Genomic DNA, 22,701 nt, shown 5'->3' on the forward strand with positions numbered 1-22,701 from the left:
GGTTCTCCTATGCTTACCAGCTTGCCTTGGTGATACCAGGGATATCACCAGCAAAAGCCAACTCGCGGATCTTGGCGCGAGCCAGGCCGAATTGACGGAACGTACCGCGTGGGCGACCCGTGATCTCGCAGCGGTTACGCTGGCGGGTCGGGTTGGCGTTGCGGGGCAACTTTTGCAGCTCAAGACGGGCCAGAGCGCGCTCTTCATCGGAACGCTTGGCGTCGTTGGACGTTGCCTTGAGTTCAGCGTATTTTTTGGCGAACTTGGCCGCGAGTTTTTCGCGCTTCAGTTCACGTTGCAGTAAAGCTTGTTTTGCCATGTCCCGCCTCAGTTCTTGAACGGAAAACGGAAAGCGGTGAGGAGGGCCTTGCACTCTTCATCGGTCTTTGCCGTTGTGGTGATGCTGATATTGAGACCGCGCAGGGCGTCGACCTTGTCGTACTCAATTTCAGGGAAAATGATCTGCTCTTTCACGCCGATGTTGTAGTTTCCGCGGCCATCGAAGGCCCGACCGGAAATACCGCGGAAGTCACGCACACGGGGCAGGGCCACGGTGACGAAACGATCGAGGAACTCATACATCTTCACGCCGCGCAGGGTCACCATGCAGCCGATGGGCAGGTCTTCGCGGATTTTGAAACCGGCGATAGCCTTCTTGGCCTTGGTCACGACAGGCTTCTGGCCGGCGATCTTGGTCATGTCGCCGACGGCGTTGTCCATGACCTTCTTGTCGGCAACAGCCTCGCTCACACCCATGTTGAGCGTGATCTTGGTGATGCGGGGAACCTGCATGGGCGAGGTGTAGCCGAATTTTTCAATCAGGCCGGGGGCGATTTTTTCGCGGTACTGGGCTTGCAGGCGGGCCTGCGAAGCGGCTTGTACAGGTGCGGTCTTTGCCATGTTATGCAACCTTGATTTCTTCGCCGCTGGACTTGAAGACGCGCACTTTTTTGCCGTCTGCCAGGAGCTTGATGCCAACGCGATCCGCCTTGCCGGTAGCGGCATTGAAGATTGCCACGTTCGACTGGTGAATCGGCATGCTTTTTTCGACGATGCCGCCGGTGGTGCCCTTGAGAGGGTTGGGCTTGGTGTGTTTCTTCACCAGATTGATGCCCTCAACCACGACATGGCTGTCGTCTTTGCGCAGCGAAATCTTGCCGCGCTTGCCTTTGTCGCGACCGGCGATCACGATGATCTCGTCGCCTTTACGGATTTTGTTCATGGCGAGTCCTTACAGAACTTCAGGAGCCAGGGACACGATCTTCATGAACTTTTCAGTGCGCAACTCGCGCGTCACTGGTCCGAAGATGCGGGTGCCGATTGGCTCCAGCTTGGCGTTAAGCAACACTGCTGCGTTGCCATCGAATTTGACGAGCGAGCCGTCGCCGCGGCGGATGCCTTTGGCGGTGCGAACGACCACAGCGCTGTAAACCTCGCCTTTTTTGACGCGGCCACGCGGAGCGGCTTCTTTGATGCTCACCTTGATGACGTCACCAACGCTGGCGTACCGGCGCTTGGAGCCGCCCAGAACCTTGATGCACATCACGGACTTGGCACCCGTGTTGTCAGCAACATCGAGCTTGGATTGCGTTTGAATCATTTAAATGTGTTCCCAACTTGCACCGGAAGGCAACCCCTTGGGACCACCAGCCAATCAGTCTTGGGCCTGTCGTCCACACCGCAAACCACTTGCAATGCTTCCGTTAGGCAGAATTCCTCGCCTTTTTAGAGCGAAGCCCACGATTATGACTGAGTCGAAATGCGCTGTCAACCGGCTGTTGTGAAAATAATGCTGCGGCGCTGGCTTTCGCTGCGGCATTGCGCCACAGCCGGGTATTCCGCATCAAGCCGGCAATAAAGCCGGGAGCGGCGCCAGGGCTGCTCCTGGAGAAAGCCCAAAACGGGCCCAAACAAAAATCAGGGGCGGAATTGGCGGCTTATCCAATGTATGTCTTGATCTACAGCTATCAAAAACAGAGTGAATGAGCGCTCACTTTTGTTGATTTTGACGAAACCAAACCCCGCCATGCCGGCTATTTCAGGCAGGCAAGCTCAGATATTGTCCGCAGAGCAACACAAACGCTTCCAGCTGCGGATCCACACCGGTTTCTTCCTGCAGCAGGCCGGCAACGGCGGGCGCCAGGGTTCTGGCCAGCGCGGCGTCCAGAAAAAGCAGGCGCGACCTGCGCGCCAGCACGTCTTCGACCGTGCGCGCATATTCATGGCGAGCGGCAAAGCGCACCATGGCTTCTGTCAGCCCCCCGCCCAGTTCCTGGCTGGCGCCCGGCAGGTTTTCAATGACCGGGGCGTCGCTTCCATATAAGTGAGGCCCGGGAGCTTCGCTGATCTTGTGGCCCGAATTGTGAGCGCCAACTAACTTTAACTGCGTGGTGGCACCGCCCGGCCGGGCCGGTAGCAAGGCTGCGGCAAAACATTTATCCAGCACGTCTTCCGCCATGGCCCGGTAGGTGGTCCATTTCCCGCCCGTCACTGTCACCAAGCCGCTTTTGCTGACCAGCACCGTGTGTTCGCGCGACAGCGCCTGGGTGCTGCCGGCGTCTTCGTCGGGCGGCTTGACCAGCGGGCGCAGGCCCACCCAGATGCTTTTGATATCGGCCGGGCCTGGGGCACGGCTCAGGTAGCGCGCCGACTCGCGCAGAATGAAATCGACCTCTTCTTTAAAAGGCAGCGGCTCACGCGCCAGGTCGTGCCGGGGGGTGTCGGTGGTGCCCAGAATGGTCTTGCCCAGCCAGGGCACGGCAAACAGCACACGGCCGTCAGCAGTTTTGGGGATCAGCATGGCGTGATCCGTGGGCAAAAAGGAGCGGTCGACCACGATGTGCACACCCTGGCTGGGCGCCACCATCGGTTTGGGGTCGCGGCCAATGGCCTGCCCGTCCTGCAGGCGGAGCTGGTCCACCCAGACACCGGCCGCATTCACCACGCAACTCGCCCTGATCTCGAAGCTGCGCCCCGTCTCCTGGTCCTTGGCATGCAGGCCGACCAGTTTGCCGCCCTCGTGGATCAAGCCAGTGGCGGCGCAGTAGTTCACCAGCAGCGCGCCCTGGCGCGCCGCCGTGCGGGCCAGCGCCAGCGCCAGCCGCGCGTCGTCAAACTGGCCGTCCCAGTATTTGACGCCGCCCTTGAGGTCTTGCGCCTGCACGGTCGGCAGGCAGGCCCGGGTTTCGCGCCGGGTGAGGAATTCCGTGGCGCCCAGGCCGGCCTTCCCGGCCAGGGCGTCATATATCTTGAGGCCGATGCCGTAAAACGGCGCTTCCCAGAATTTGTAAGAAGGCATCACAAATGCCAGCGGCTGCGCCAGGTGCGGCGCATTGGCCAGCAGCGTGGTGCGCTCATGCAAGGCCTCGCGCACCAGTGAGATATTGCCCTGCGCCAGGTAACGCACACCGCCGTGCACCAGCTTGGTCGCGCGGGACGAGGTGCCTTTGGCGAAGTCGTGCGACTCCAGCAGCACGACCGAGAAGCCGCGGGCGGCGGCGTCCAGTGCCACGCCCAGGCCGGTCGCGCCGCCGCCGATGACGGCCACGTCATAGTGGCGCGGCTCGGCAAGGCGGGCCATCAAGTCCTGGCGCCGTGTGGCCGCAGGCGCAGATTCAGTCGTCATGGGCTTTGCTTCCCGTTGTCATAAAAACCCATCTTCAAAGTGCGCCGAGCTTACCCCAGCACCATGGCAATTCATGGTGAATCAGGCGGCAACGCTATCCGGCGAATGAGCAAAAAGCAGGCCGTGCGGCTTAGGGGCGCCGCACGGCCACGCGGGCGCCAGGTTCAACGCACCTTGCCGTCCTTCCAGGCCTGCAGCAACTTGTCGTAGTTGATGGTTTCGCCCTTGGGCTTTTCATTGCTCAGCTTGGCCCAGGGCGCGGCCTTGTCGCTCAGCCACTTGGCGGGGTCGCCCTTGGGGTTGAGTTTGGGCGGGCACTTGGCCATGCCGGCGCGCTCAAGCCGGCCCATCACGTCGTCCATCTCGCCGGCCAGCGTGTCCATTGCGGCCTGCGGCGTTTTCTCGCCCGTCACCGCCTGCGCCACGTTCTTCCACCACAGCTGGGCCAGCTTGGGGTAGTCGGGCACGTTGGTGCCGGTGGGCGACCAGGCCACGCGGGCGGGGCTGCGGTAGAACTCCACCAGGCCGCCCAGCTTGGGCGCCATGTCGGTCATGGCCTTGGACTGGATGTCCGACTCGCGGATCGGCGTCAAGCCGACGGTGGTCTTTTTCAGCGAGGTGGTCTTGGCAGTGATGAACTGCGCGTACAGCCAGGCGGCGGCCGTCTTGTTCTCGTCATGCGCGGCAAAGAAGGTCCAGCTGCCCACATCCTGGTAGCCGTTTTGCATGCCCTGCTTCCAGTAGGGGCCGTTGGGGCCGGGCGCCATGCGCCACTTCGGCGTGCCGTCGGCGTTCACCACAGGCAAGCCCTTCTTGGTCATGTCGGCCGTGAAGGCCGTGTACCAGAAGATCTGCTGGGCGATCTGCCCCTGGGCCGGCACCGGGCCGGCTTCGCCGAAGGTCATGCCGGTGGCTTCCTTGGGCGCGTACTTCTTCATCCAGTCCACGTACTTGGTCAGCGCGTACACGGCGGCCGGCGAGTTGGTCGCACCGCCGCGTGCCACCGAAGCGCCCACCGGCGTGCACTTGTCGGCCGCCACACGAATGCCCCACTCATCGATCGGCAGGCCATTGGGCGTGCCGATGTCGGCGGTGCCCGCCATCGACAGCCAGGCGTCGGTGAAGCGCCAGCCCAACGATGGGTCTTTCTTGCCGTAGTCCATGTGACCATAGATAGGCTTGCCGTCGATGGTCTTCACATCGTTGGTGAAGAACTCGGCGATGTCTTCATAGGCACTCCAGTTCAGCGGTACACCCAGCTCGTAGCCGTACTTGGCCTTGAACTTGTCCTGCAGGTCCTTGCGCGCGAACAGGTCGGCGCGGAACCAGTAAAGGTTGGCAAACTGCTGGTCGGGCAGCTGGTAGAGCTTGCCGTCAGGCGCGGTGGTGAACTTCGTGCCAATGAAGTCCTTCAGGTCCAGGCCGGGGTTGGTGTATTCCTTGCCCTTGCCGGCCATGTAGTCGGTCAGGTTCAGCACCTTGCCGTAGCGGTAGTGGGTACCGATCAGATCGGAGTCGCTGATCCAGCCGTCGTAAATCGACTTGCCCGACTGCATGGAGGTCTGCAGCTTCTCGACCACGTCGCCCTCCTGGATCAGGTCGTGCTTGACCTTGATGCCGGTGATTTCTTCAAAGGCCTTGGCCAGCGTCTTGGATTCGTACTCATGGGTGGTGATGGTCTCGGATACGACCGAGATTTCCTTCACGCCCTTGGCCTGCAGCTTCTTGGCCGCGTCGATGAACCACTTCATCTCGGCCAGCTGCTTGTCCTTGGACAGGGTGGAGGGCTGGAATTCGCTGTCAATCCACTTCTTTGCCTCGGCTTCGCCTGCCCAGCTGTGTCCGGCCATGGCACACACCGCGGCCACTGCCAGCGCCGTATAACGCATCTTCATGACTTGTCTCCTCATTGATTCACTCCCCGTGGTTGAAGGCTTGTTCGGCTCCGGGGAACAATGAGCCGGGGTCCTTTTTGCTTTTCACTTTCTTCCTTCTTTCTCTTCCTTCTTGCTTCTCTTTGCGTCCATCAACCCTTGCGCATGATGAATGCGAGCAAGATGATCGACAGCACAAAACTGATCCAGACCGAAGGGTCCGCCTCCAGCCCCAGCCAGCCGGCCAGCCTGCCGCTGATGCCGACAAAAATCAGGTTCACATAAGCCGCGCTCAGCAGGCCGATAAAGAGCCGGTCACCGCGCGTGGTCTCCAGCGGCAAAAAGCCGCGCCGCAGCGTCGTCGGCGACTTCAGCTCCCACACGGTCATGCCCACCAGCATCAGCACGATGCAGCTGAAAAAAATCGCCACCGGCGTAGTCCAGGCCATCCACTCAAACATAGTCACTCCTTCTAGACTCGGCCCATCGCGAAACCCTTCGCGATGTAGTTGCGCACAAACCAGATCACGATCGCGCCCGGCACGATGGTCAGCACACCGGCCGCAGCCAGCGTCGCCCAGTCCATGCCAGACGCCGACACAGTGCGCGTCATGGTCGCCACGATGGGCTTGGCATTCACGCTGGTCAGCGTGCGCGCCAGCAGCAGCTCCACCCAGCTGAACATGAAGCAAAAGAATGCCGCCACACCCACACCGGCCTTGATCAGCGGCAGGAAGATGCGCACGAAGAAGCGCGGGAAGGAATAACCGTCGATGTACGCGGTCTCATCAATCTCGCGCGGGATGCCGCTCATAAAGCCTTCCAGAATCCACACCGCCAGCGGCACGTTGAATAACAAATGGGCCAGCGCGACGGCGATGTGCGTATCCATCAGCCCCACGGTGGTGTAGAGCTGGAAGAAAGGCAGCAGAAACACCGCCGGCGGCGTCATGCGGTTGGTCAGCAGCCAGAAGAACACATGCTTGTCGCCCAGAAAGCTGTAGCGCGAAAACGCGTAGGCGGCAGGCAGCGCCACAGTGATCGAGATCACCGTGTTGATGGCGACATAGATCAGGCTGTTGATGTAGCCCGAATACCAGGACGGGTCGGTGAAGATGGTCTTGTAGTTGTCCCAGGTGAATTGCTGGGGAAAGAACGAGAAGCTCGACAGAATTTCGGCATTCGTCTTGAAGCTCATATTGACCATCCAGTAGATGGGCAAAAGCGCGAACAGGATGTAGGCGATCAGGAACAGCGTGCGCGCCTGGAACTTTGAGGTGTTCATTCCACGCCCTCCTTCTCTTGCGTGCCCACGCGCTGCATCCAGTTGTAGAGGATGAAGCACAGCAGCAGGATGATCAAAAAGTAAATCAGCGAGAAGGCCGCTGCCGGGCCCAGGTCAAACTGGCCGACGGCTTTTTGCGTGAGGTATTGCGACAGGAAGGTCGTCGCATTGCCAGGCCCGCCACCGGTCAGCACAAAAGGCTCGGTGTAGATCATGAAGCTGTCCATAAAGCGCAGCAGCACAGCGATCATCAACACGCCGCGCATCTTGGGCAGCTGGATGTAACGGAAGACCGCGAACTTGCTCGCGCCGTCGATGCGCGCGGCCTGGTAATACGCGTCGGGTATCGAGCGCAGCCCCGCATAGCAGAGTAAAGCCACCAGCGGCGTCCAGTGCCAGACATCCATCATCAGCACCGTCACCCAGGCGTGCGTGGCATTGCCGGTGTAGCTGTAGTCAAAACCCATCTTCTGCAGCATTGCGCCCAGCAGGCCAATGTCAGCGCGGCCATAGATCTGCCAGATCGTGCCCACCACATTCCAGGGAATCAGCAGCGAGAGCGCCACCAGGACCAGCACCAGCGAGGCCTTCCAGCCTTGCGCGGGCATGGACAATGCCAGCGCGATGCCCAGCGGGATCTCGACCGCCAGCACGGCCAGCGAGAAGGTGAGCTGCCGCCACAGCGCTGCATGCAGTTCCTCATCACGCATCACCGAAGCAAACCATTCAGTGCCGACAAACACGCGCCGCTCGGGCGAAATGATGTCCTGCACGGAATAGTTGACCACCGTCATCAACGGCAGGATGGCTGAGAAAGCCACGCAGATGATGACCGGCAGCACCAGCAGCCAGGCTTTTTGATTGACCGGTTTGGTTGTCGTGCTCATGCGTCCACCAGTTCGTCATTGAGATACAGGCAGGTGTGCGGCCCCATCACTTGCAACCAGACCTCCTCGCCTACTTGCGGCGCGCGGGAAGCCGGGTTCAACCGGGCCTTGAGCATGTGCTCACCGATCCGCGCCGTCAGCATCCAGTGCGTGCCGATGTCTTGCACCATCGTGACGATGAAAGGCAGCGCTGCCGGGTCGCCGGGTGCTGTCTTCACCACGTATTCAGGACGTACGCCCAGCTTGAGCTCACCGTCGGGCATGGCGCGTTCGGGCGGCAGCGCCAGCGGCCGGCCCGCGACGCGCAGTGCGCCACCTGTGACAGTGGCCGGCAAAAAATTCATGCCAGGCGAGCCGATGAAGTGGCCCACAAAGGTATGGCGGGGCCGCTCGAACAGTGCATCGGCCGAGCCGGTCTGCACCGCGCGGCCGCGCGTCATCACTACCACCTCTTCGGCAAAGGTCAACGCCTCCACCTGGTCGTGCGTGACGTAAATCAGCGTGAGCTTGAGTTCGTGGTGGATCTGCTTGAGCTTGCGCCGCAGCTGCCACTTGAGATGCGGGTCGATCACCGTGAGCGGCTCGTCAAAGAGCACGGCCGACACGTCGGGCCGCACCAGGCCGCGACCCAGCGAGATTTTTTGCTTGGCATCTGCCGCGAGGCCCGCCGCGCGGTGGTTGAGCTGGCCGCTCATGTCCAGCATCTCGGCGATTTCGCCCACACGCTTTTTGATCTGGTCTTCCGGCACCTTGCGGTTGCGCAGCGGGAAGGCCAGGTTCTCGGCCACCGTCATGGTGTCGTAAATCACCGGGAACTGGAACACCTGCGCGATGTTGCGCTGCTGCGGCGTCGCATGCGTCACGTCCACGCCATCGAACTTGACGGTGCCTTGCGACGGCACCAGCAGGCCCGACATGATGTTGAGCATGGTGGTCTTGCCGCAGCCCGAAGGGCCCAGCAGCGCATAGGCGCCGCCATCGCGAAAGCTCATAGTCAGCGGCAGCAGCGCGTAGTCGCTGTCTTCACGCGGGTTAGGCCGGTAGGCATGGGCCAGGTCCAGGTCAATGCATGCCATAAAACCTCCGCAGCATCGATATCAGGAGGTAATTCATGCAAGGCCTCCTTTGCGCCCGGGCGCCATCAGCAAGGCACCGTTCGCATCAAACACATAAACCTGAGCCGGATCAAGATACAGGGTGACGGGCGCGCCAAGGTCGAAGTAGTGCACGCCGGTGAGCTGGGCCACCAGCTCGCCCACGGCCGTCGCCACATGAACAAAGGTGTCGGAGCCGGAAATCTCGGCCAGCTCGACCTTGCCGGGCAAGGCCACATCGCCGTCGCGTGCGGTGACGCGCAAGGCGCTGCCGCGAACGCCTGCAGTGAAAGACGTCAGACGCTGGGCCGGTGCATCCGGCAGTTTCAACGCCAGCGCGGGGCCGCCCGTGAGTTGCAGGCCTTGCGCCGCAGGCAGCGCGGCCATCAGGTTCATGGGCGGGTCGCTAAAGGCACGCGCCACGCGCAGCGACTGCGGCGCATGAAAGACCTCGGCCGTCGGGCCGTATTGCAGCAGCTCGCCGCCATCCATCACCGCGGTGTAGCCGCCCAGCAGCAGGGCCTCGCCCGGCTCGGTGGTGGCGTAGATCACGGTGGAGTCGCCGGCGGCAAAGAGCTGGGTCAGTTCTTCGCGCAACTCTTCGCGCAGTTTGTAGTCAAGATTGACCAGCGGCTCGTCCAGCAGCATCAGCGGCGCGCCCTTGGCCAGCGCACGCGCCAGCGCCACGCGCTGCTGCTGCCCGCCCGAGAGCTCAGCGGGGTAGCGGTCCAGAAACATGTCGATGTGCAGGCGCTCAGCCAGACTGCGCACCTTCTGGTCTATGTCTTTTTCGCCGCGCAGCTTGAGCGGCGAGGCGATGTTGTCAGCCACCCGCAGCGAGGGGTAGTTGATGAACTGCTGATAAACCATGGCCACATTGCGTTCACGCACCGGCATGCCGGTCACGTCGGCATCGTTGACCAGGACTTTGCCCTGCGTGGGCACATCCAGCCCCGCCATGATGCGCATCAGGCTGGTCTTGCCGGCCTGCGTGGCGCCCAGCAAGACCGTCACTTCGCCACTGCGCGGCGCCAGGCTTATGTCGTACAGCCACTGCTCGGCGCCGACTTTTTTGCTAATGTGGTCCAGGGCCAGCTGCATCACGCCGCTCCCCTGCCCGGTGCGGGCTCAAGGCGGCCGGCCCAGGCTCGGGCCAAGGCTGTAACCACCAGGAAATTGACGATGCTGGACAAGAAAACACTCCCCTCGAAAGATGTGGCCTGAACTTGATGAAGTTCGGTTTTTTTCTATTTTTCTTCCTTTGTGATTGTTTTATCTAATTGTTTTCCCTTATCTGTTTCCTTTTGTTTCGATATAAAGTTTCCTCCAAGGCATATTTGGGCTTTCTTTAAGTCCTTCTCAGTCCTTTAATTTCCGATTCCCCAGACTTGGACCCGCGTGAACTCCAATCCCAGGCAAATCAAACTCCTTGACGTGGTGCGAACCCACGGCTCGGCCTCCGTCGAGCAACTGGCCGACAAGCTCGAGGTCACCCTGCAGACCGTGAGGCGGGATGTGCAGCGCCTGTCTGAAGCCGGGCTGCTGACGCGCTTTCACGGCGGCGTGCGGGTGCCCAGCTCCACCATCGAGAACATCGCGCACCGCCAGCGCGAAAGCCTGAACGCCGAAGGCAAGGCGCGCATCGCCAGCGCGGTGGCCAGGCGCATCCCCAACGACTGCTCGCTGATCCTCAATATCGGCACCACCACCGAGGCCATTGCCAAGGCCTTGCTGAACCACAAGGGCCTGCGCGTCATCACCAACAACCTGAATGTGGCGGCCATCCTGTGCGGCAATACCGACTGCGAGGTCATCGTGGCCGGCGGCGTGGTGCGCGCGCGTGACCGCGGCATCGTGGGCGAGGCGGCGGTTGATTTCATCCGCCAGTTCCGCGTCGACATCGCCGTCATCGGCATCTCGGGCATAGAGCCTGACGGCTCGCTGCGCGACTTCGACTACCGCGAGGTCAAGGTCGCCCAGACCATCATCGAACACGCGCGCGAAGTCTGGCTGGCTGCCGACAGCAGCAAGTTCAACCGCCCGGCCATGGTCGAGCTGGCCACGCTCTCGCAGATCAACCGGCTGTTCACCGACACCGCGCCGCCTGAGCCCTTTCCGGCCCTGCTGGAGGAAGCGGGCGTCAGCTGTGAAGTGGCGCACATTTAAGCTTTGGGGCCGCCCGGCGGCTTTCATACACTCACGCGCATGACCTACCTTCTTGCCCTTGACCAGGGAACCTCCAGCTCCCGCAGCATTGTGTTTGACGAGCACGGCCACATCGTGGCCCTGGCCCAGCAGGAGTTGCCGCAGATCTACCCCAAGCCCGGCTGGGTCGAGCATGACCTGAAGGAGATCTGGCGCACCCAGCTGGCGACGGCCCGCGAAGTGCTGGCCAAGGCAAACATCAAGGCCAGCGACATACGCGCACTGGGCATCACCAACCAGCGCGAAACCACCGCGGTGTGGAACCGCAAAACAGGCCAGCCCATCCAACACGCCATCGTCTGGCAAGACAGGCGCGCCGAAGCCACCTGCGCCGCGCTGCGCGAGCAAGGCAAGGAGAAACTGATCCAGTCCAAAACCGGCCTGCTGATCGACGCCTACTTCTCCGGCACCAAGCTCAAGTGGCTGCTCGACAACGTGCCCGGCGCACGCGCGCAAGCCGAGCGCGGCGAGCTGGCCTTCGGCACCATCGACAGCTGGCTGATGTGGCAGCTCACCGGCGGCGCGCTGCATGCCACCGACGTGAGCAATGCATCGCGCACCATGCTATTCAATGTGCATACCAACCAGTGGGACGGTGAACTGCTTGAGCTGCTCGGCATCCCGGCCTCGCTGATGCCCAAGGTGTTGCCATCGAGCGCGCATTACGGCGACGTGCAGCCAGAACTGCTGGGCCATGCGATTGCCATAGGCGGCGTGGCCGGTGACCAGCAAAGTGCGCTCTTCGGCCAGGCATGCTTCAAGGCTGGCATGGCCAAGAACACCTATGGCACCGGCTGCTTCATGCTGATGCACACGGGCGGGCAATTCCAGACTTCGCACAACGGGCTGCTGACCACCAGCGCAGCGCAGCCTTCTGCGAAAACGCAGTTCGCCATTGAAGGCAGCGTGTTCGTCGGCGGCGCCGTGGTGCAGTGGCTGCGCGACGGCCTGCACGCCATCAAGGGCAGCGCCGAAGTGCAGGCGCTGGCAGAAAGCGTGCCCGACTCGGGTGGCGTGATGATGGTGCCGGCCTTCACCGGCCTGGGCGCGCCCTACTGGAAGCCGGACGCGCGCGGCACCATCACCGGCCTGACGCGCGGCACCACGGTGGCCCACATCGCGCGCGCCGCGCTCGAAAGCATCGCCTACCAAAGCGCTGCCCTGCTGCAGGCCATGAGCCGCGACGCAGTGAGCGCCGGTGCGGCGCCCGTGGCCGAGCTGCGTGTGGACGGCGGCGCTTGCGTCAACGACCTGTTGATGCAGTTCCAGGCCGACCTGCTGGGCATTCCGGTGATCCGCCCGGCCGTGATCGAAACCACCGCGCTGGGCGCCGCTTACCTGGCGGGGCTGTCCAGCGGTGTCTACGGCAGCATTGACGAGCTCTCGGGCATGTGGCGCGCCGAGCGCAAGTTTTTGCCCACGCTGGGTGCGGACCGGGCCGCCGAGCTGATGGCGCGCTGGGAGCAGGCGGTGCGGCAGACCGTGCTGCAGTAAACGGCCCCCTCCTCCTTCCAGCTTCCTGTCACATTTACCGCAAGAGCGGCGGCTAGACTGGCCGTATGAGCCTCTCTGCCTCTTCCTTCTCCAGGCGCCGGCTGGTCCTGGGCGCCGGTGCCGCCGCGGTGCTGGGCCTGGCCGGCTGCAGGGCGCCGCAATCCGCGGCCACACCGAATCAACCGCCCCGCACACGCCTGCGCCTGATCGGCGAATCCCGCATCGCGCACCGCCTGCAGTTCCAGGGCACCACGGTGGGCGGGCTCTCGGGCATTGACTACGACGCCGCCAGCGGCCTGTATTACCTGATCAGCGACGACAGCTCCAGCATCAACCCCGCGCGCTTTTACACCGCGCGCATCGCGCTGGGCATGGACAGCCTGGGCCCGCCTGAGCTGCTAGGCGTCACCACCTTGCTGCAGGCCGACGGCAGCGCCTACCCTTCCGCCCTGCAAGGCCGCCAGGTGCCGGACCCTGAATCCATCCGCTGGCGGGCCGGCAGCCGGACCGTGCTCTGGACCAGCGAAGGCCACGCGCTCACCGGCGCATCGCCGGCGCTGCGCGAAACGCGGCCGGACGGCACGCTGGTGCGCGAGTTTGCGCTGCCTGCCATGTTTGACTTCCAGCTCACCCAGGGCTCGCGCAGCAACCTGACGCTGGAGGGCCTGGCCCTGACGCCCGACGGCGCCACCGCCTGGATCGCCATGGAAAACGCATTGCGTGAGGACGGGCCTGTGCCCACGGTGCAGGCGCCGGGCGGCCCCTGCCGCTTCACCCAGATTGATCTGGCCAGCGGAAAGGTTCTGCGCCAAATCGCCTACGTGCCCGACGCGATTCCACGCGCACCCATACCGCCCACCGCGTTCGCCGACAACGGCGTGGCGGAAATCCTGATGCTGGACGCCGACCGGATGCTGGTGCTGGAGCGCGCCTACATGGCCGGCTGGGGCGCGGAGGCGGGCAATTCGCTGCGCCTCTACCTGGTCGACACACGGCAGGGTTCCGACACGCTGGCAATGCCCGCCCTGCAGCCTGGCGCCTACCGCGCGGTGGACAAAACACTGATCGCCGACTTTGCGGCCTTCATCGGCCCAGGCGCCGGCCCCCGGCTGGAGCGCCTGGACAATACCGAAGGCATGGCCTGGGGCCCGGTGCTTCCCAACGGAAACCGCAGCCTGGTCTTCATTAGCGACGACAATTTCAGCTCCCGGCAAATCAGCCAGTGGCTGGCCTTTGAATTTTTGGACTGACTACGCATGACTTCCACTTCCCGCGCAAGCACCGAACACATCGCCTTCATAGGCGGCGGCAACATGGCCAGCGCCATCATCGGCGGCCTGATCAAGCAGGGCCTGCCTGCCGGCCAGATCCAGGTGGTTGAACCCTTTGCCGAGCAGCGCGCCAAACTCACCCAGCATTTCGGCGTGCAGGTGCATGAAGCGCCGGGTGCGTCGCTGGCAAGCTCCGGCCTGGTGGTCTGGGCCGTCAAGCCGCAGACCTTCAAGGAGGCGGCGCTGCAAACGCAGCCGCATACCCAGGCGGCGCTGCATTTGAGCGTGGCGGCCGGGGTGCGCTCCAGCAGCATCGCGCACTGGCTGGGAACCCACCGGGTGGTGCGTGCCATGCCCAACACGCCGGCGCTGGTGGGCAAAGGCATGACGGCGCTGTTTGCGCGGACGGCCGCCACCAACACCGACCGGCTGGCGGTGGAAAAAGTGATCAAGCCCACCGGCGACTACCTGTGGCTGACCGAGGAATCCCAGCTGGACGCGGTGACCGCCCTGTCCGGCTCCGGCCCGGCATATGTGTTTTATTTCATCGAGGCGATGATCGAGGCCGGCACCGACATGGGCCTGTCGGCGGAGCAAGCCCGCCAGCTGGCGATCGGCACCTTTGTGGGCGCCTCGGCGCTGGCGCAGGCCTCCGACGAGCCGCCACAGGAGCTGCGCGCGCGGGTCACCTCCAAAGGCGGCACGACCTATGCCGCGCTGACCTCCATGGAGCAGGACCGCGTCAAGATGCAGTTCATGCGAGCCATCCACGCCGCCCGGCAGCGCGCAGCCGAGCTGGGCGACGAGTTTGGCGGCGCTTGAGGTTTACAAGCAAAAAGGCCGTTTACCCAATAAGGACGGGCGCAAGAAGCTACTCTTTTGATAGCGGCCCAGTTTTCGGCCCATGAGGGCCAATCGGCCCGCGGCCGGGTCAACCGGCTGCGGGGGGCAAACGTTGAACAGGGGCGTACGTGCAGCCTGTCTTGAACCACACGGTGTGGCAAACCCCGGCAGCAGTCGCGTTACAACTTTCTCTAACATCCGGAGCTTCACCATGAACAAACTTCTGTCCACCCTCATCAGCGCCGCCGTCCTCGCCATGCCCCTGGCCGTGATCTCCACGCAGGCATCGGCCCAGGCCCCTGCAGCGGCTCCAGCAGCAGCACCCGCTGCAGCCCCAGCCGCAGCACCCGAGAAAAAGGCCGCAGCGCCCGCCAAGGCAAAGGCCAAAAAGGCCAAGCACAAAGCAAAAGCCAAGGCCAAAAAAGCCGTCTGATCACACAGACGCAAACCAAAAAGCCCGCCAAGTGCGGGCTTTTTTCATGGGCGGGTGTTTCGGCTCAGCGGCCCAGGTACGACAGCACAATCCCCGCGAATACCGTGAACCCCAGCCAGTGATTCAGGCGGAAAGCCTTGAAGCAGTCATCGCGCTCCCGCTTGCGGATCAGCCAGCCGTGCCACAAGGCCTGCGCCAGCGCCACGCCAATCGCCACCCAGTAGATCGCTGACTGCACCATGCCCGCCAGGGCCCATGCCCAGATCGCCAGGTAAAGCCCGTAGCACAGCATGACCGCCGCCACATCGAACCGGCCCAGGGTGATGGCCGAGGTTTTCATGCCGATCTTCAGGTCATCGTCGCGGTCCACCATGGCGTATTCGGTGTCGTAGGCAATCACCCAGAACAGGTTGCCAATCAACAAGACCCACGCCAGCAAGGGCACGCGCGACTGGACGGCGGCGAACGCCATCGGAATGCCGAAGCTGAAAGCCACGCCCAGCACCGCCTGCGGCATGGACACATAGCGCTTGGCATAGGGATACACCAGCGTGACGGCCAGCGCGGCGAACGACCAGGCGATGGTGACGGTATTGGTGGTGAGCACGAGGCCAAAAGCCAGCAGCGCCAGCACCGCGCCGACGATCAGCGCCTCGCGCACCGACACCGCCCCGCGGGTCACGGGCCGCTCGGCCGTGCGTTTGACGTGGCGGTCAAACTCCCGGTCGGCCACGTCGTTGATGCAGCAGCCCGCGCTGCGCATCAGGATGGTTCCCAGCGTGAACACCGCAACCAGGTGCCAGCCCGGAAAACCGTGTGACGCGATCCACAGCGCCGACAGCGTTGGCCAAAGCAGCAGCAACCAGCCCGCCGGACGGTTCCAGCGGATCAGTTGAAGGTAGAGATCGAGTTTTTGCGTTAACAAGCCAGGAGGCTCATCAGTCTTCGAGCAGCGATCGCAGCATCCAGGCGGTCTGCTCATGCACCGTCAGGCGTTGCGTCAGCAAATCGGCGGTCGGCTCGTCATTGGCCTTGTCGGCCAGCGGGAACAGCTCGCGCGCGGTGCGTGCCACGGCTTCATGGCCTTGCACCAGGATGCGCACCATCTCGAGCGCCTTGGGCGGCACCACCGGCACATCAGGAATCGAGGCCAGCTTGCTGAACTGGGCATACGAGCCCGGCGCGGGGTGGCCCAGCGAGCGGATGCGTTCGGCCACCGGGTCGACCGCAGCCCAAAGTTCGGTGTACTGCGTCATGAACATCAGGTGCAGCGTGTTGAACATCGGGCCCGTCACGTTCCAGTGGAAGTTATGGGTGGTGAGGTAGAGCGTGTAGGTATCGGCCAGCAGGCGGCTCAGGCCCTTGGCGATCGCCGCGCGGTCTTTTTCACTGATGCCGATGTTGATGGAGGGGGCGGCTTTACCAGCAGATTTGCCGGCAGGTTTGGTCGATGCTTTGGCCATGGTGTTTCCCTTTTAAAAATCAGGTTTTAACTTTACGAAATCAAGGTGAAGGCTGCAACAGCCGCACTCAATACCCGCCATAGACGGATTTACGAGAGGCGGTTGACGCCGGGCAATTCGCAGGCATAGATGGCGTTGCGCAGCGCGGCAATGGCTTCATAGCGGGTGAAACTGCGCCGCCAGGCCAGCACCACGCGCCGGCTGGGCACTTCGCCCTCGAAGGGCAGGTATTTGATGTACGAGGGCTGCTCTGCCGCCACGCTGCTGCGGCCCGCAGGCTTGCCTTTGGCGGCTTTTTTGGCGGCGGCCTGCTCGGCCAGCGCTTCTTTGGGCACACCCAGGCGCGGCACCAGCGTGATGCCCATACCGGCCGCCACCATGTGCTTGATGGTTTCCAGCGACGAGCCCTCAAAACTCTTGCTGATGCCTTCGGTGTTGCTGGAAAAGCGCGCGAACTCGGGGCAGACCTCCAGCACATGGTCGCGAAAGCAGTGGCCCGTGCCCAAGAGCAGCATGGTTTCCTTTTTCAGCTCTTCGGCCGTCACGCCCTTGCGCGAAGCCAGCGGGTGTGAGCTGGGCACCGCCGCCATGAAAGGCTCGTCATACAGCGGCGCGATCGCCAGGTTGGCATCGGGAAAGGGCTCGGCCAGGATGGCGCAATCAATCTCGCCGGTGCGCAGCTCTTCGAGCAGCTTGACGGTGAAGTTCTCCTGCAGCATGAGCGGCATTTGCGGCGTGTGGGCAATCGCCTGGCGCACCAGGTCGGGCAGCAAATAGGGGCCAATGGTGTAGATCACGCCCAGCCGCAGCGCGCCGGCCAGCGGGTCCTTGCCGCGCTTGGCGATTTCGCGGATGTTGTCGGCCTGCTCCAGCACGCTCTGGGCCTGGCGCACGATTTCTTCACCCAGCGGGGTCACGGTGATTTCGTTGGCGTTGCGCTCAAACAGCTTGACCTGCAGTTCTTCCTCAAGCTTCTTGATGGCCACACTGAGGGTGGGCTGCGAGACGTGACACGCATCGGCTCCCTTGCCGAAATGCTTTTCCCGGGCAACGGCAACGATGTATTTGAGTTCGGTCAGCGTCATGGCGTCTCGCGATTCTAGGCCTTCGCCTACTTCCACGTCCCCTGGTTCTTGTAGTCCACGTCGGCCACGATACCTTGGGCATCAAACACCACGGTCAGGGTTTTGTGACTAGGCGTAAAGCCCCTCATCTCCTGATAGCTGTAAATCGCGGCGCGGCCCGCCGGTTGTTTGATCGCCGGGAAAATCGCCTCGCCTGGCGCCGGTCCGAACAGGGTATTGACCTGCGCCACCGTGGTCTTGCCGACCTCCACCAGGGGCACCTTGCTGCCGTCGAAATCGGTGGCGTCTTCTTTCATGTTGGACAAATAGGACTTGGAAACCAGTTTGCCCTCGCTAAACACCACGGTCAAGGCATGAACCGGCGTCACGCCCACGGTCTTGGCCTGGCCACCCATGGAGGCATAGGCGTAGCTGAGCGTGCGAATCTGCTTTCCATTGGACAAGCCGGTTGCCTCCTGGAAAGGCCTGCCCAGACGGGCCATGACTTCCTGCTCGGTGGTTTTGCCCAGCGTCAACTCGCTCTCTGCCGGGCGCACGAATTTGGTCCCGGCACAGCCCGCCAGGGCCAAAGCCAATACCAGGGCAGCGCATTTAGTCATCCAGTTCATTCGCATTCTCCTCTTTCGTCTGTTATGAATATGTTGTTGAGTTCATGGCTTGTTTACCTGCAGGCCCCATCCCTCAGGCCCTAACTCAGGCCTTAAGGTAGTCCGATTTTCCACCCAACCAGCGTGCGATGTGCAAATTCGCCAATTGCCGGTACTGGTCCAGCATTCTGGGCGCCAGGCCGCGCGCCCAGGCCAGCAGCGCCGCGTCGGTTTCAAGGTCGGCAAAACGCAGCAGCGGCGCGCCCGACTGCCGCGCGCCCAGAAACTCGCCGGGCCCGCGGATTTCCAGGTCGCGCCTGGCAATTTCAAAGCCGTCATTGGTTTGCGCCATGGCCTTGAGGCGCTCACGCGCCATCTCGCCCAAGCGTGAGGCTTCACCGGTCGAATAGAGCAGCACGCAGGCCGACGCAGCCGCGCCGCGCCCCACCCGGCCGCGCAGCTGGTGCAGCTGGCTCAGGCCAAAGCGCTCGGCATGCTCAATCACCATCAATGAAGCGTTGGGCACGTCCACTCCCACCTCAATCACCGTAGTGCTGACCAGCACACCCATCACCCCGCTGGTGAACAAGGCCATCACGGCTTTCTTTTCGGCGACCGGCATGCGCGAATGCAGCAGGCCCACCATCACGCCAGGCAAGGCGGCACTAAGCGCCTCGTGCGTCTGGGTGGCATTGACGAGGTCGATGGACTCGCTTTCTTCAATCAGCGGGCAGACCCAGTAGATCTGCCGGCCCTCGGCAAGCTGGCCGCGTATGCGCGTGATCACCTCGTCGCGCCGGGCGTCGCTCACCACCTTGGTCACGATGGGCGTGCGGCCGGGGGGCAGCTCGTCGATGGTGGAAACATCCAGGTCGGCGTAGTAGCTCATGGCCAGGGTGCGCGGAATGGGGGTGGCGGTCATCATGAGCAGGTGGGGCTCCTGCCCACCCTCGGTCATCTTGCTGCGCAGGGCAAGCCGCTGCGCCACGCCGAAGCGATGCTGCTCGTCGATGATGGCCAGCGCCAGGTTTTTGAACTTCACCTTGTCCTGGATCACGGCGTGCGTGCCTATCACCAGGCCTGCGGCGCCGCTTTCAATCAGCGCCAGCATCTCGCGCCGCTCCTTGGTCTTCTGGCTGCCGGTCAGCCAGGCGGTCTTGATGCCCAGGGGCTCCAGCCAGCCGATCAATTTGCTGAAGTGCTGCTCGGCCAGGATTTCGGTGGGCGCCATCAGGGCGCATTGCCAGCCCGCGTCAATGCAGCGGGCTGCGGCCAGCGCTGCCACCACGGTTTTACCTGCGCCCACATCGCCCTGCAGCAGCCGGTGCATGGGGATGTTTTTCTTCAGGTCCGCTTCAATTTCTTGGCACACGCGCTGCTGGGCGGCGGTGAGGCGAAACGGCAGGCGCTCGAGCAATTGTTCCTCCAGCGTGCACTGCGGGCCGCGCATGGCGGGGCCGTCCAGCGCCGGCGCGCGCATGGCGGCACGTATGCGCCTGGCCTGCAATTGCGACAGCTGCTGGGCCAACAGTTCCTCGGCCTTCAGGCGCTGCCAGGCCGGGTGGCTGCGGTCTTCCAGCGTAGCCAGCGCCACGTCTGGCGTGGGGTGATGCAAAAACTGTAGCGACTCACGCAGACTCCATAAGGGCTTCGGCATGTTTTTACTCAAAAACTCGGCCGGAATGGTCTCACTGAGATCGGCGCGCGACAACCCGCTCAGCACCGCCTTGCGCAGGTAGTTCTGCGGCAAGGCAGCCACCGTGGGGTACACCGGCGTCAGCGCACCCGGCAATTCGCCGCCCGCCAGCCTGAAGGCGGGGTGAATCATTTCGCGGGCCACAAAACCACCGCGGATCTCACCACGCACCCGCACGCGGGCGCCCACGCTCAGGGTCTTTTGGTGGGCCGGGTAAAAATTGATGAAGCGCAGCACGCAGGTGCCGCTGCCGTCGTCCACCGTCACCCGCAGCTGGCGGCGCGGGCGAAAGGCGATGTCGCTGTGCGTCACCTCCCCTTCGATCTGCACCAGGTCGCCGTCGCGGGCATCGGCCAGGCGCACGATGCGGGTTTCGTCTTCATAACGCAGGGGCAGGTGCAGGGCCAGGTCGATATCGCGGCGCAGGCCTAGCTTTTCCAGGGCTTTTTGCGCCGGCGACTTGACCGGGGCTTTTTCAGCCTGAGCCCGAGGCGCGGCCTTGTCCCCGGCTGCAGCCTCTGGCGGGGCAGCTTTTCGGGCGGAAGCACCAGGTGGCGACATGGGACAATTGTGCCTTCATGACGAAGCATTTCACCCTCAGCGATTTTGATTTCACGCTGCCCGAAGAACTCATCGCCCAACACCCCGCCGCCCAGCGAAGCGCCTCGCGCCTGCTCGACGGTCGGGAAGACCTGACGGTAGACCGCCGGTTCACCGAGCTCCCCGGCCTGTTGCAGCCGGGCGACCTGCTGGTCTTCAACGACACCAAGGTCGTCAAAGCCCGGCTCTTCGGCCAGAAAGCCAGCGGCGGCAAGCTGGAGCTGTTGATAGAGCGTGTGCTGTCGCCCCATGCGGACGAAGGCCATGAAGTCGCCGCCCACATGAAGGTCAGTAAAAAGCCCCTGCCCGGTGCGGTGATGCAAATGGATGGCGGTTTTACCGCCACGCTGCTGGGTCGCTGGCCCGAAGAAAGCGGGCCGCTTTACCGATTTCGCCTTAGCAGCGACCCCTATGCGCTGATGGCGCGGCACGGCCATGTGCCGTTGCCGCCCTACATCACCCACACCGATTCCGCCGACGACGAGCAGCGCTACCAGACCGTGTTTGCCAAAAACCCGGGCGCCGTGGCGGCGCCCACCGCCGCGCTGCATTTTGACGAGGCCGTGCTGGCCGAGCTGGAAGCTCGGGGCGTGCAGCGCGCCAGCGTCACGCTGCATGTGGGCGCGGGCACTTTTCAGCCCGTCAAGGCCGAGAACATCGCCGACCACACCATGCATTTCGAGCGTTTCGAGGTGCCTCTGGCCACGCGGGAAGCCATTGCGGCCTGCAAGGCGCGCGGCGGCCGGGTGGTGGCCGTGGGCACGACCACCGTCCGGGCGCTGGAGTCGCATGCGAAATTCGGCCCCGAGTGCAACGACACCAACATCTTCATCACGCCCGGCTTTGAATTTGCCGTGGTGGACCTGCTACTGACCAATTTCCACCTGCCCAAAAGCACCTTGATGATGCTGGTCAGCGCGTTTTCGGGCTATGAACACATCATGGCGCTGTACCGCCATGCGATTGCAGGGCGCTACCGCTTTTTCAGCTATGGCGACGCCATGCTGCTGGCCCGCAAAACCCCTCTGGCCGGCGCCTGACGGGGCCTGAAGGCGCCTGAATCCCCCTGCACACACCTGCGACAATCCCAAGATGCTCGAATTTGAAGTTCTGAAGACCGACGCCCCGGCCGGCGAGGGGGCAGGCGCCTACCTCGGCTCCTATGCCCGGCGCGGCAAGCTGACGCTCAACCACGGTGTGGTGCAAACCCCCATCTTTATGCCCGTCGGCACCTATGGCACGGTCAAGGGCGTGATGCCGCAGTCGCTGCACGACATGGGTGCGCAAATCATCCTGGGCAACACCTTTCACCTCTGGATGCGCCCCGGCCTGGACGTGATGCAGCAGTTCGGCGGCCTGCACAAGTTTGAAAGCTGGAACAAACCCATCCTGACCGACAGCGGCGGCTTCCAGGTCTGGTCGCTGGGCGAGATGCGCAAGATTTCCGAAGAGGGCGTGAAGTTCGCTTCGCCCGTCAACGGCGACAAGCTGTTTTTGACGCCCGAGATCTCAATGCAGATCCAGACCGTGCTCAACAGCGACATCGTGATGCAGTTCGACGAGTGCACGCCCTACGACACCAAGGGCCACATCACCACCGAAAGCGAAGCGCGCAGCTCGATGGAGCTGAGCCTGCGCTGGGCCAGCCGCTGCATCGCCGAGTTCAGGAAGCTTGAAAACCCCAACGCGCTCTTCGGCATCGTGCAGGGCGGCATGTTTGAAAACCTGCGCCAGGAGTCACTCGATGCGCTGGTGGAGCTGGACCTGCCCGGTTACGCCATCGGCGGCGTGAGCGTGGGCGAGCCCAAGGAAGAAATGCAGCGCATCATGGCGCACACGCCGCACCGCCTGCCTACGCACAAGCCACGCTACCTGATGGGCGTGGGCACGCCAGAGGACCTGGTCGAAGGCGTGGCCGCTGGCGTCGACATGTTCGACTGCGTGATGCCGACGCGCAATGCGCGCAACGGCCACATGTTCACCCGCTTTGGTGACCTGAAGATACGCAACGCGCGCTACAAGACCGAAGACCAGCCGGTCGACGCAACCTGCACCTGCTACACCTGCAAGAACTTCTCACGCGCCTACATGCACCACCTGGACCGCTGCGGCGAGATGCTGGGGCCCATGCTGTCGAGCATCCACAACCTGCATTACTACCTGAACCTGATGCAGGAAGTCCGCGATGCGCTGGACGCAGGCCGCTTCGGCGAGTTCACCGCGCAGTTCCGCGCCGACCGGCAACGAGGCGTCTGAGCG

Annotated in this window: 23 protein-coding genes; 7 read left to right on the plus strand and 16 right to left on the minus strand. The window is 63.1% G+C overall.

Translation table 11 applies throughout. The annotated features are described in order from the left end of the window. Nucleotides 1-13 precede the first annotated feature (13 nt). From rpsN to BM408_RS12765, 11 genes are all read right to left on the minus strand, one after another. The gene (rpsN, locus tag BM408_RS12715) at nucleotides 14-319 is read right to left on the minus strand and encodes a 30S ribosomal protein S14 (RefSeq protein WP_092130237.1); all 306 of its coding nucleotides are present in this window, start codon (nucleotides 317-319) and stop codon (nucleotides 14-16) included. Nucleotides 320-327: 8 nt separating this feature from the next. Next, a complete protein-coding gene (gene rplE / locus BM408_RS12720; protein ID WP_092130238.1) occupies nucleotides 328-900 on the minus strand; it encodes a 50S ribosomal protein L5 in 573 nt (190 codons plus the stop codon). Between the two features lies 1 nt (nucleotide 901). Further along, on the minus strand, nucleotides 902-1,222 hold the full coding sequence (gene rplX, locus BM408_RS12725) for a 50S ribosomal protein L24 (RefSeq protein ID WP_007869250.1): 321 nt from the start codon (nucleotides 1,220-1,222) through the stop codon (nucleotides 902-904). A 9-nt stretch (nucleotides 1,223-1,231) separates the two neighbouring features. Then, nucleotides 1,232-1,600: a 50S ribosomal protein L14 gene (gene rplN, locus BM408_RS12730; RefSeq protein ID WP_007869247.1), complete on the minus strand. Its 369-nt coding sequence runs from the start codon at nucleotides 1,598-1,600 to the stop codon at nucleotides 1,232-1,234. 438 nt (nucleotides 1,601-2,038) lie between these two features. After that, nucleotides 2,039-3,625 carry a glycerol-3-phosphate dehydrogenase/oxidase gene (locus BM408_RS12735; protein WP_092130239.1) on the minus strand — a complete coding sequence of 529 codons (1,587 nt, stop codon included), beginning with the start codon at nucleotides 3,623-3,625 and terminating at the stop codon, nucleotides 2,039-2,041. Nucleotides 3,626-3,789: 164 nt separating this feature from the next. Continuing rightward, complete coding sequence (locus BM408_RS12740; protein ID WP_092130240.1) at nucleotides 3,790-5,520, minus strand: ABC transporter substrate-binding protein; 1,731 nt, start codon at nucleotides 5,518-5,520, stop codon at nucleotides 3,790-3,792. Between the two features lie 131 nt (nucleotides 5,521-5,651). Next, nucleotides 5,652-5,960: a DUF2160 domain-containing protein gene (locus tag BM408_RS12745; RefSeq protein ID WP_092130241.1), complete on the minus strand. Its 309-nt coding sequence runs from the start codon at nucleotides 5,958-5,960 to the stop codon at nucleotides 5,652-5,654. A gap of 11 nt (nucleotides 5,961-5,971) precedes the next feature. Then, nucleotides 5,972-6,784 (minus strand): carbohydrate ABC transporter permease, encoded by an 813-nt coding sequence (locus BM408_RS12750; RefSeq protein ID WP_092130242.1) that lies wholly within the window; start codon nucleotides 6,782-6,784, stop codon nucleotides 5,972-5,974. Continuing rightward, nucleotides 6,781-7,671 (minus strand): carbohydrate ABC transporter permease, encoded by an 891-nt coding sequence (locus BM408_RS12755; protein WP_092130243.1) that lies wholly within the window; start codon nucleotides 7,669-7,671, stop codon nucleotides 6,781-6,783. The genes BM408_RS12750 and BM408_RS12755 overlap by 4 nt, the downstream gene beginning before the upstream one ends. Continuing rightward, a complete protein-coding gene (locus BM408_RS12760; protein WP_092130244.1) occupies nucleotides 7,668-8,747 on the minus strand; it encodes an ABC transporter ATP-binding protein in 1,080 nt (359 codons plus the stop codon). The genes BM408_RS12755 and BM408_RS12760 overlap by 4 nt, the downstream gene beginning before the upstream one ends. A gap of 33 nt (nucleotides 8,748-8,780) precedes the next feature. Then, nucleotides 8,781-9,866 carry an ABC transporter ATP-binding protein gene (locus tag BM408_RS12765; protein WP_092130245.1) on the minus strand — a complete coding sequence of 362 codons (1,086 nt, stop codon included), beginning with the start codon at nucleotides 9,864-9,866 and terminating at the stop codon, nucleotides 8,781-8,783. A gap of 297 nt (nucleotides 9,867-10,163) precedes the next feature. Here BM408_RS12765 and BM408_RS12770 point away from each other — a divergent pair, with 297 nt between their 5' ends. From BM408_RS12770 to BM408_RS12790, 5 genes are all read left to right on the plus strand, one after another. Further along, nucleotides 10,164-10,931: a DeoR/GlpR family DNA-binding transcription regulator gene (locus BM408_RS12770; protein ID WP_092130246.1), complete on the plus strand. Its 768-nt coding sequence runs from the start codon at nucleotides 10,164-10,166 to the stop codon at nucleotides 10,929-10,931. Nucleotides 10,932-10,970: 39 nt separating this feature from the next. Then, nucleotides 10,971-12,464: a glycerol kinase GlpK gene (gene glpK / locus BM408_RS12775; protein WP_092130247.1), complete on the plus strand. Its 1,494-nt coding sequence runs from the start codon at nucleotides 10,971-10,973 to the stop codon at nucleotides 12,462-12,464. A 65-nt stretch (nucleotides 12,465-12,529) separates the two neighbouring features. After that, complete coding sequence (locus BM408_RS12780; RefSeq protein ID WP_092130248.1) at nucleotides 12,530-13,714, plus strand: esterase-like activity of phytase family protein; 1,185 nt, start codon at nucleotides 12,530-12,532, stop codon at nucleotides 13,712-13,714. Nucleotides 13,715-13,720: 6 nt separating this feature from the next. Next, a complete protein-coding gene (proC, locus tag BM408_RS12785; protein ID WP_092130249.1) occupies nucleotides 13,721-14,557 on the plus strand; it encodes a pyrroline-5-carboxylate reductase in 837 nt (278 codons plus the stop codon). Nucleotides 14,558-14,789: 232 nt separating this feature from the next. Continuing rightward, complete coding sequence (locus BM408_RS12790; RefSeq protein WP_092130250.1) at nucleotides 14,790-15,011, plus strand: hypothetical protein; 222 nt, start codon at nucleotides 14,790-14,792, stop codon at nucleotides 15,009-15,011. A 64-nt stretch (nucleotides 15,012-15,075) separates the two neighbouring features. On the opposite strand, the gene ubiA is transcribed toward BM408_RS12790, so the two are convergent. From ubiA to recG, 5 genes are all read right to left on the minus strand, one after another. After that, nucleotides 15,076-15,936: a 4-hydroxybenzoate octaprenyltransferase gene (ubiA, locus tag BM408_RS12795; RefSeq protein ID WP_254774798.1), complete on the minus strand. Its 861-nt coding sequence runs from the start codon at nucleotides 15,934-15,936 to the stop codon at nucleotides 15,076-15,078. Nucleotides 15,937-15,949: 13 nt separating this feature from the next. Continuing rightward, nucleotides 15,950-16,474, minus strand: coding sequence for a Dps family protein (locus tag BM408_RS12800; RefSeq protein ID WP_092130252.1), 525 nt, complete (start codon nucleotides 16,472-16,474; stop codon nucleotides 15,950-15,952). Nucleotides 16,475-16,563: 89 nt separating this feature from the next. After that, the gene (locus BM408_RS12805) at nucleotides 16,564-17,559 is read right to left on the minus strand and encodes a hydrogen peroxide-inducible genes activator (RefSeq protein ID WP_092130253.1); all 996 of its coding nucleotides are present in this window, start codon (nucleotides 17,557-17,559) and stop codon (nucleotides 16,564-16,566) included. Between the two features lie 26 nt (nucleotides 17,560-17,585). Then, a complete protein-coding gene (locus tag BM408_RS12810; RefSeq protein WP_092130254.1) occupies nucleotides 17,586-18,167 on the minus strand; it encodes a hypothetical protein in 582 nt (193 codons plus the stop codon). Nucleotides 18,168-18,252: 85 nt separating this feature from the next. Next, the gene (gene recG, locus BM408_RS12815) at nucleotides 18,253-20,403 is read right to left on the minus strand and encodes an ATP-dependent DNA helicase RecG (RefSeq protein ID WP_092130255.1); all 2,151 of its coding nucleotides are present in this window, start codon (nucleotides 20,401-20,403) and stop codon (nucleotides 18,253-18,255) included. 17 nt (nucleotides 20,404-20,420) lie between these two features. Here recG and queA point away from each other — a divergent pair, with 17 nt between their 5' ends. Both queA and tgt read left to right on the plus strand, forming a co-directional pair. After that, on the plus strand, nucleotides 20,421-21,482 hold the full coding sequence (queA, locus tag BM408_RS12820; protein ID WP_092130256.1) for a tRNA preQ1(34) S-adenosylmethionine ribosyltransferase-isomerase QueA: 1,062 nt from the start codon (nucleotides 20,421-20,423) through the stop codon (nucleotides 21,480-21,482). 52 nt (nucleotides 21,483-21,534) lie between these two features. After that, nucleotides 21,535-22,698, plus strand: coding sequence for a tRNA guanosine(34) transglycosylase Tgt (tgt, locus tag BM408_RS12825; protein ID WP_092130257.1), 1,164 nt, complete (start codon nucleotides 21,535-21,537; stop codon nucleotides 22,696-22,698). Nucleotides 22,699-22,701: the final 3 nt, after the last annotated feature.

Origin of the sequence: Polaromonas sp. YR568 (assembly GCF_900116715.1) — a bacterium.
GTDB lineage: Bacteria > Pseudomonadota > Gammaproteobacteria > Burkholderiales > Burkholderiaceae_C > Polaromonas.

Excerpts from the sequence above, each read along its gene's own strand:
- rpsN (WP_092130237.1), bottom strand. The coding sequence starts at position 319 with ATGGCAAAACAAGCTTTACTGCAACGTGAACTGAAGCGCGAAAAACTC.
- rplE (WP_092130238.1), bottom strand. The coding sequence starts at position 900 with ATGGCAAAGACCGCACCTGTACAAGCCGCTTCGCAGGCCCGCCTGCAA.
- rplX (WP_007869250.1), bottom strand. The coding sequence starts at position 1,222 with ATGAACAAAATCCGTAAAGGCGACGAGATCATCGTGATCGCCGGTCGC.
- rplN (WP_007869247.1), bottom strand. The coding sequence starts at position 1,600 with ATGATTCAAACGCAATCCAAGCTCGATGTTGCTGACAACACGGGTGCC.
- BM408_RS12735 (WP_092130239.1), bottom strand. The coding sequence starts at position 3,625 with ATGACGACTGAATCTGCGCCTGCGGCCACACGGCGCCAGGACTTGATG.
- BM408_RS12740 (WP_092130240.1), bottom strand. The coding sequence starts at position 5,520 with ATGAAGATGCGTTATACGGCGCTGGCAGTGGCCGCGGTGTGTGCCATG.
- BM408_RS12745 (WP_092130241.1), bottom strand. The coding sequence starts at position 5,960 with ATGTTTGAGTGGATGGCCTGGACTACGCCGGTGGCGATTTTTTTCAGC.
- BM408_RS12750 (WP_092130242.1), bottom strand. The coding sequence starts at position 6,784 with ATGAACACCTCAAAGTTCCAGGCGCGCACGCTGTTCCTGATCGCCTAC.
- BM408_RS12755 (WP_092130243.1), bottom strand. The coding sequence starts at position 7,671 with ATGAGCACGACAACCAAACCGGTCAATCAAAAAGCCTGGCTGCTGGTG.
- BM408_RS12760 (WP_092130244.1), bottom strand. The coding sequence starts at position 8,747 with ATGGCATGCATTGACCTGGACCTGGCCCATGCCTACCGGCCTAACCCG.
- BM408_RS12765 (WP_092130245.1), bottom strand. The coding sequence starts at position 9,866 with ATGCAGCTGGCCCTGGACCACATTAGCAAAAAAGTCGGCGCCGAGCAG.
- glpK (WP_092130247.1), top strand. The coding sequence starts at position 10,971 with ATGACCTACCTTCTTGCCCTTGACCAGGGAACCTCCAGCTCCCGCAGC.
- BM408_RS12780 (WP_092130248.1), top strand. The coding sequence starts at position 12,530 with ATGAGCCTCTCTGCCTCTTCCTTCTCCAGGCGCCGGCTGGTCCTGGGC.
- proC (WP_092130249.1), top strand. The coding sequence starts at position 13,721 with ATGACTTCCACTTCCCGCGCAAGCACCGAACACATCGCCTTCATAGGC.
- BM408_RS12790 (WP_092130250.1), top strand. The coding sequence starts at position 14,790 with ATGAACAAACTTCTGTCCACCCTCATCAGCGCCGCCGTCCTCGCCATG.
- BM408_RS12800 (WP_092130252.1), bottom strand. The coding sequence starts at position 16,474 with ATGGCCAAAGCATCGACCAAACCTGCCGGCAAATCTGCTGGTAAAGCC.
- BM408_RS12805 (WP_092130253.1), bottom strand. The coding sequence starts at position 17,559 with ATGACGCTGACCGAACTCAAATACATCGTTGCCGTTGCCCGGGAAAAG.
- BM408_RS12810 (WP_092130254.1), bottom strand. The coding sequence starts at position 18,167 with ATGAACTGGATGACTAAATGCGCTGCCCTGGTATTGGCTTTGGCCCTG.
- recG (WP_092130255.1), bottom strand. The coding sequence starts at position 20,403 with ATGTCGCCACCTGGTGCTTCCGCCCGAAAAGCTGCCCCGCCAGAGGCT.
- queA (WP_092130256.1), top strand. The coding sequence starts at position 20,421 with ATGACGAAGCATTTCACCCTCAGCGATTTTGATTTCACGCTGCCCGAA.
- tgt (WP_092130257.1), top strand. The coding sequence starts at position 21,535 with ATGCTCGAATTTGAAGTTCTGAAGACCGACGCCCCGGCCGGCGAGGGG.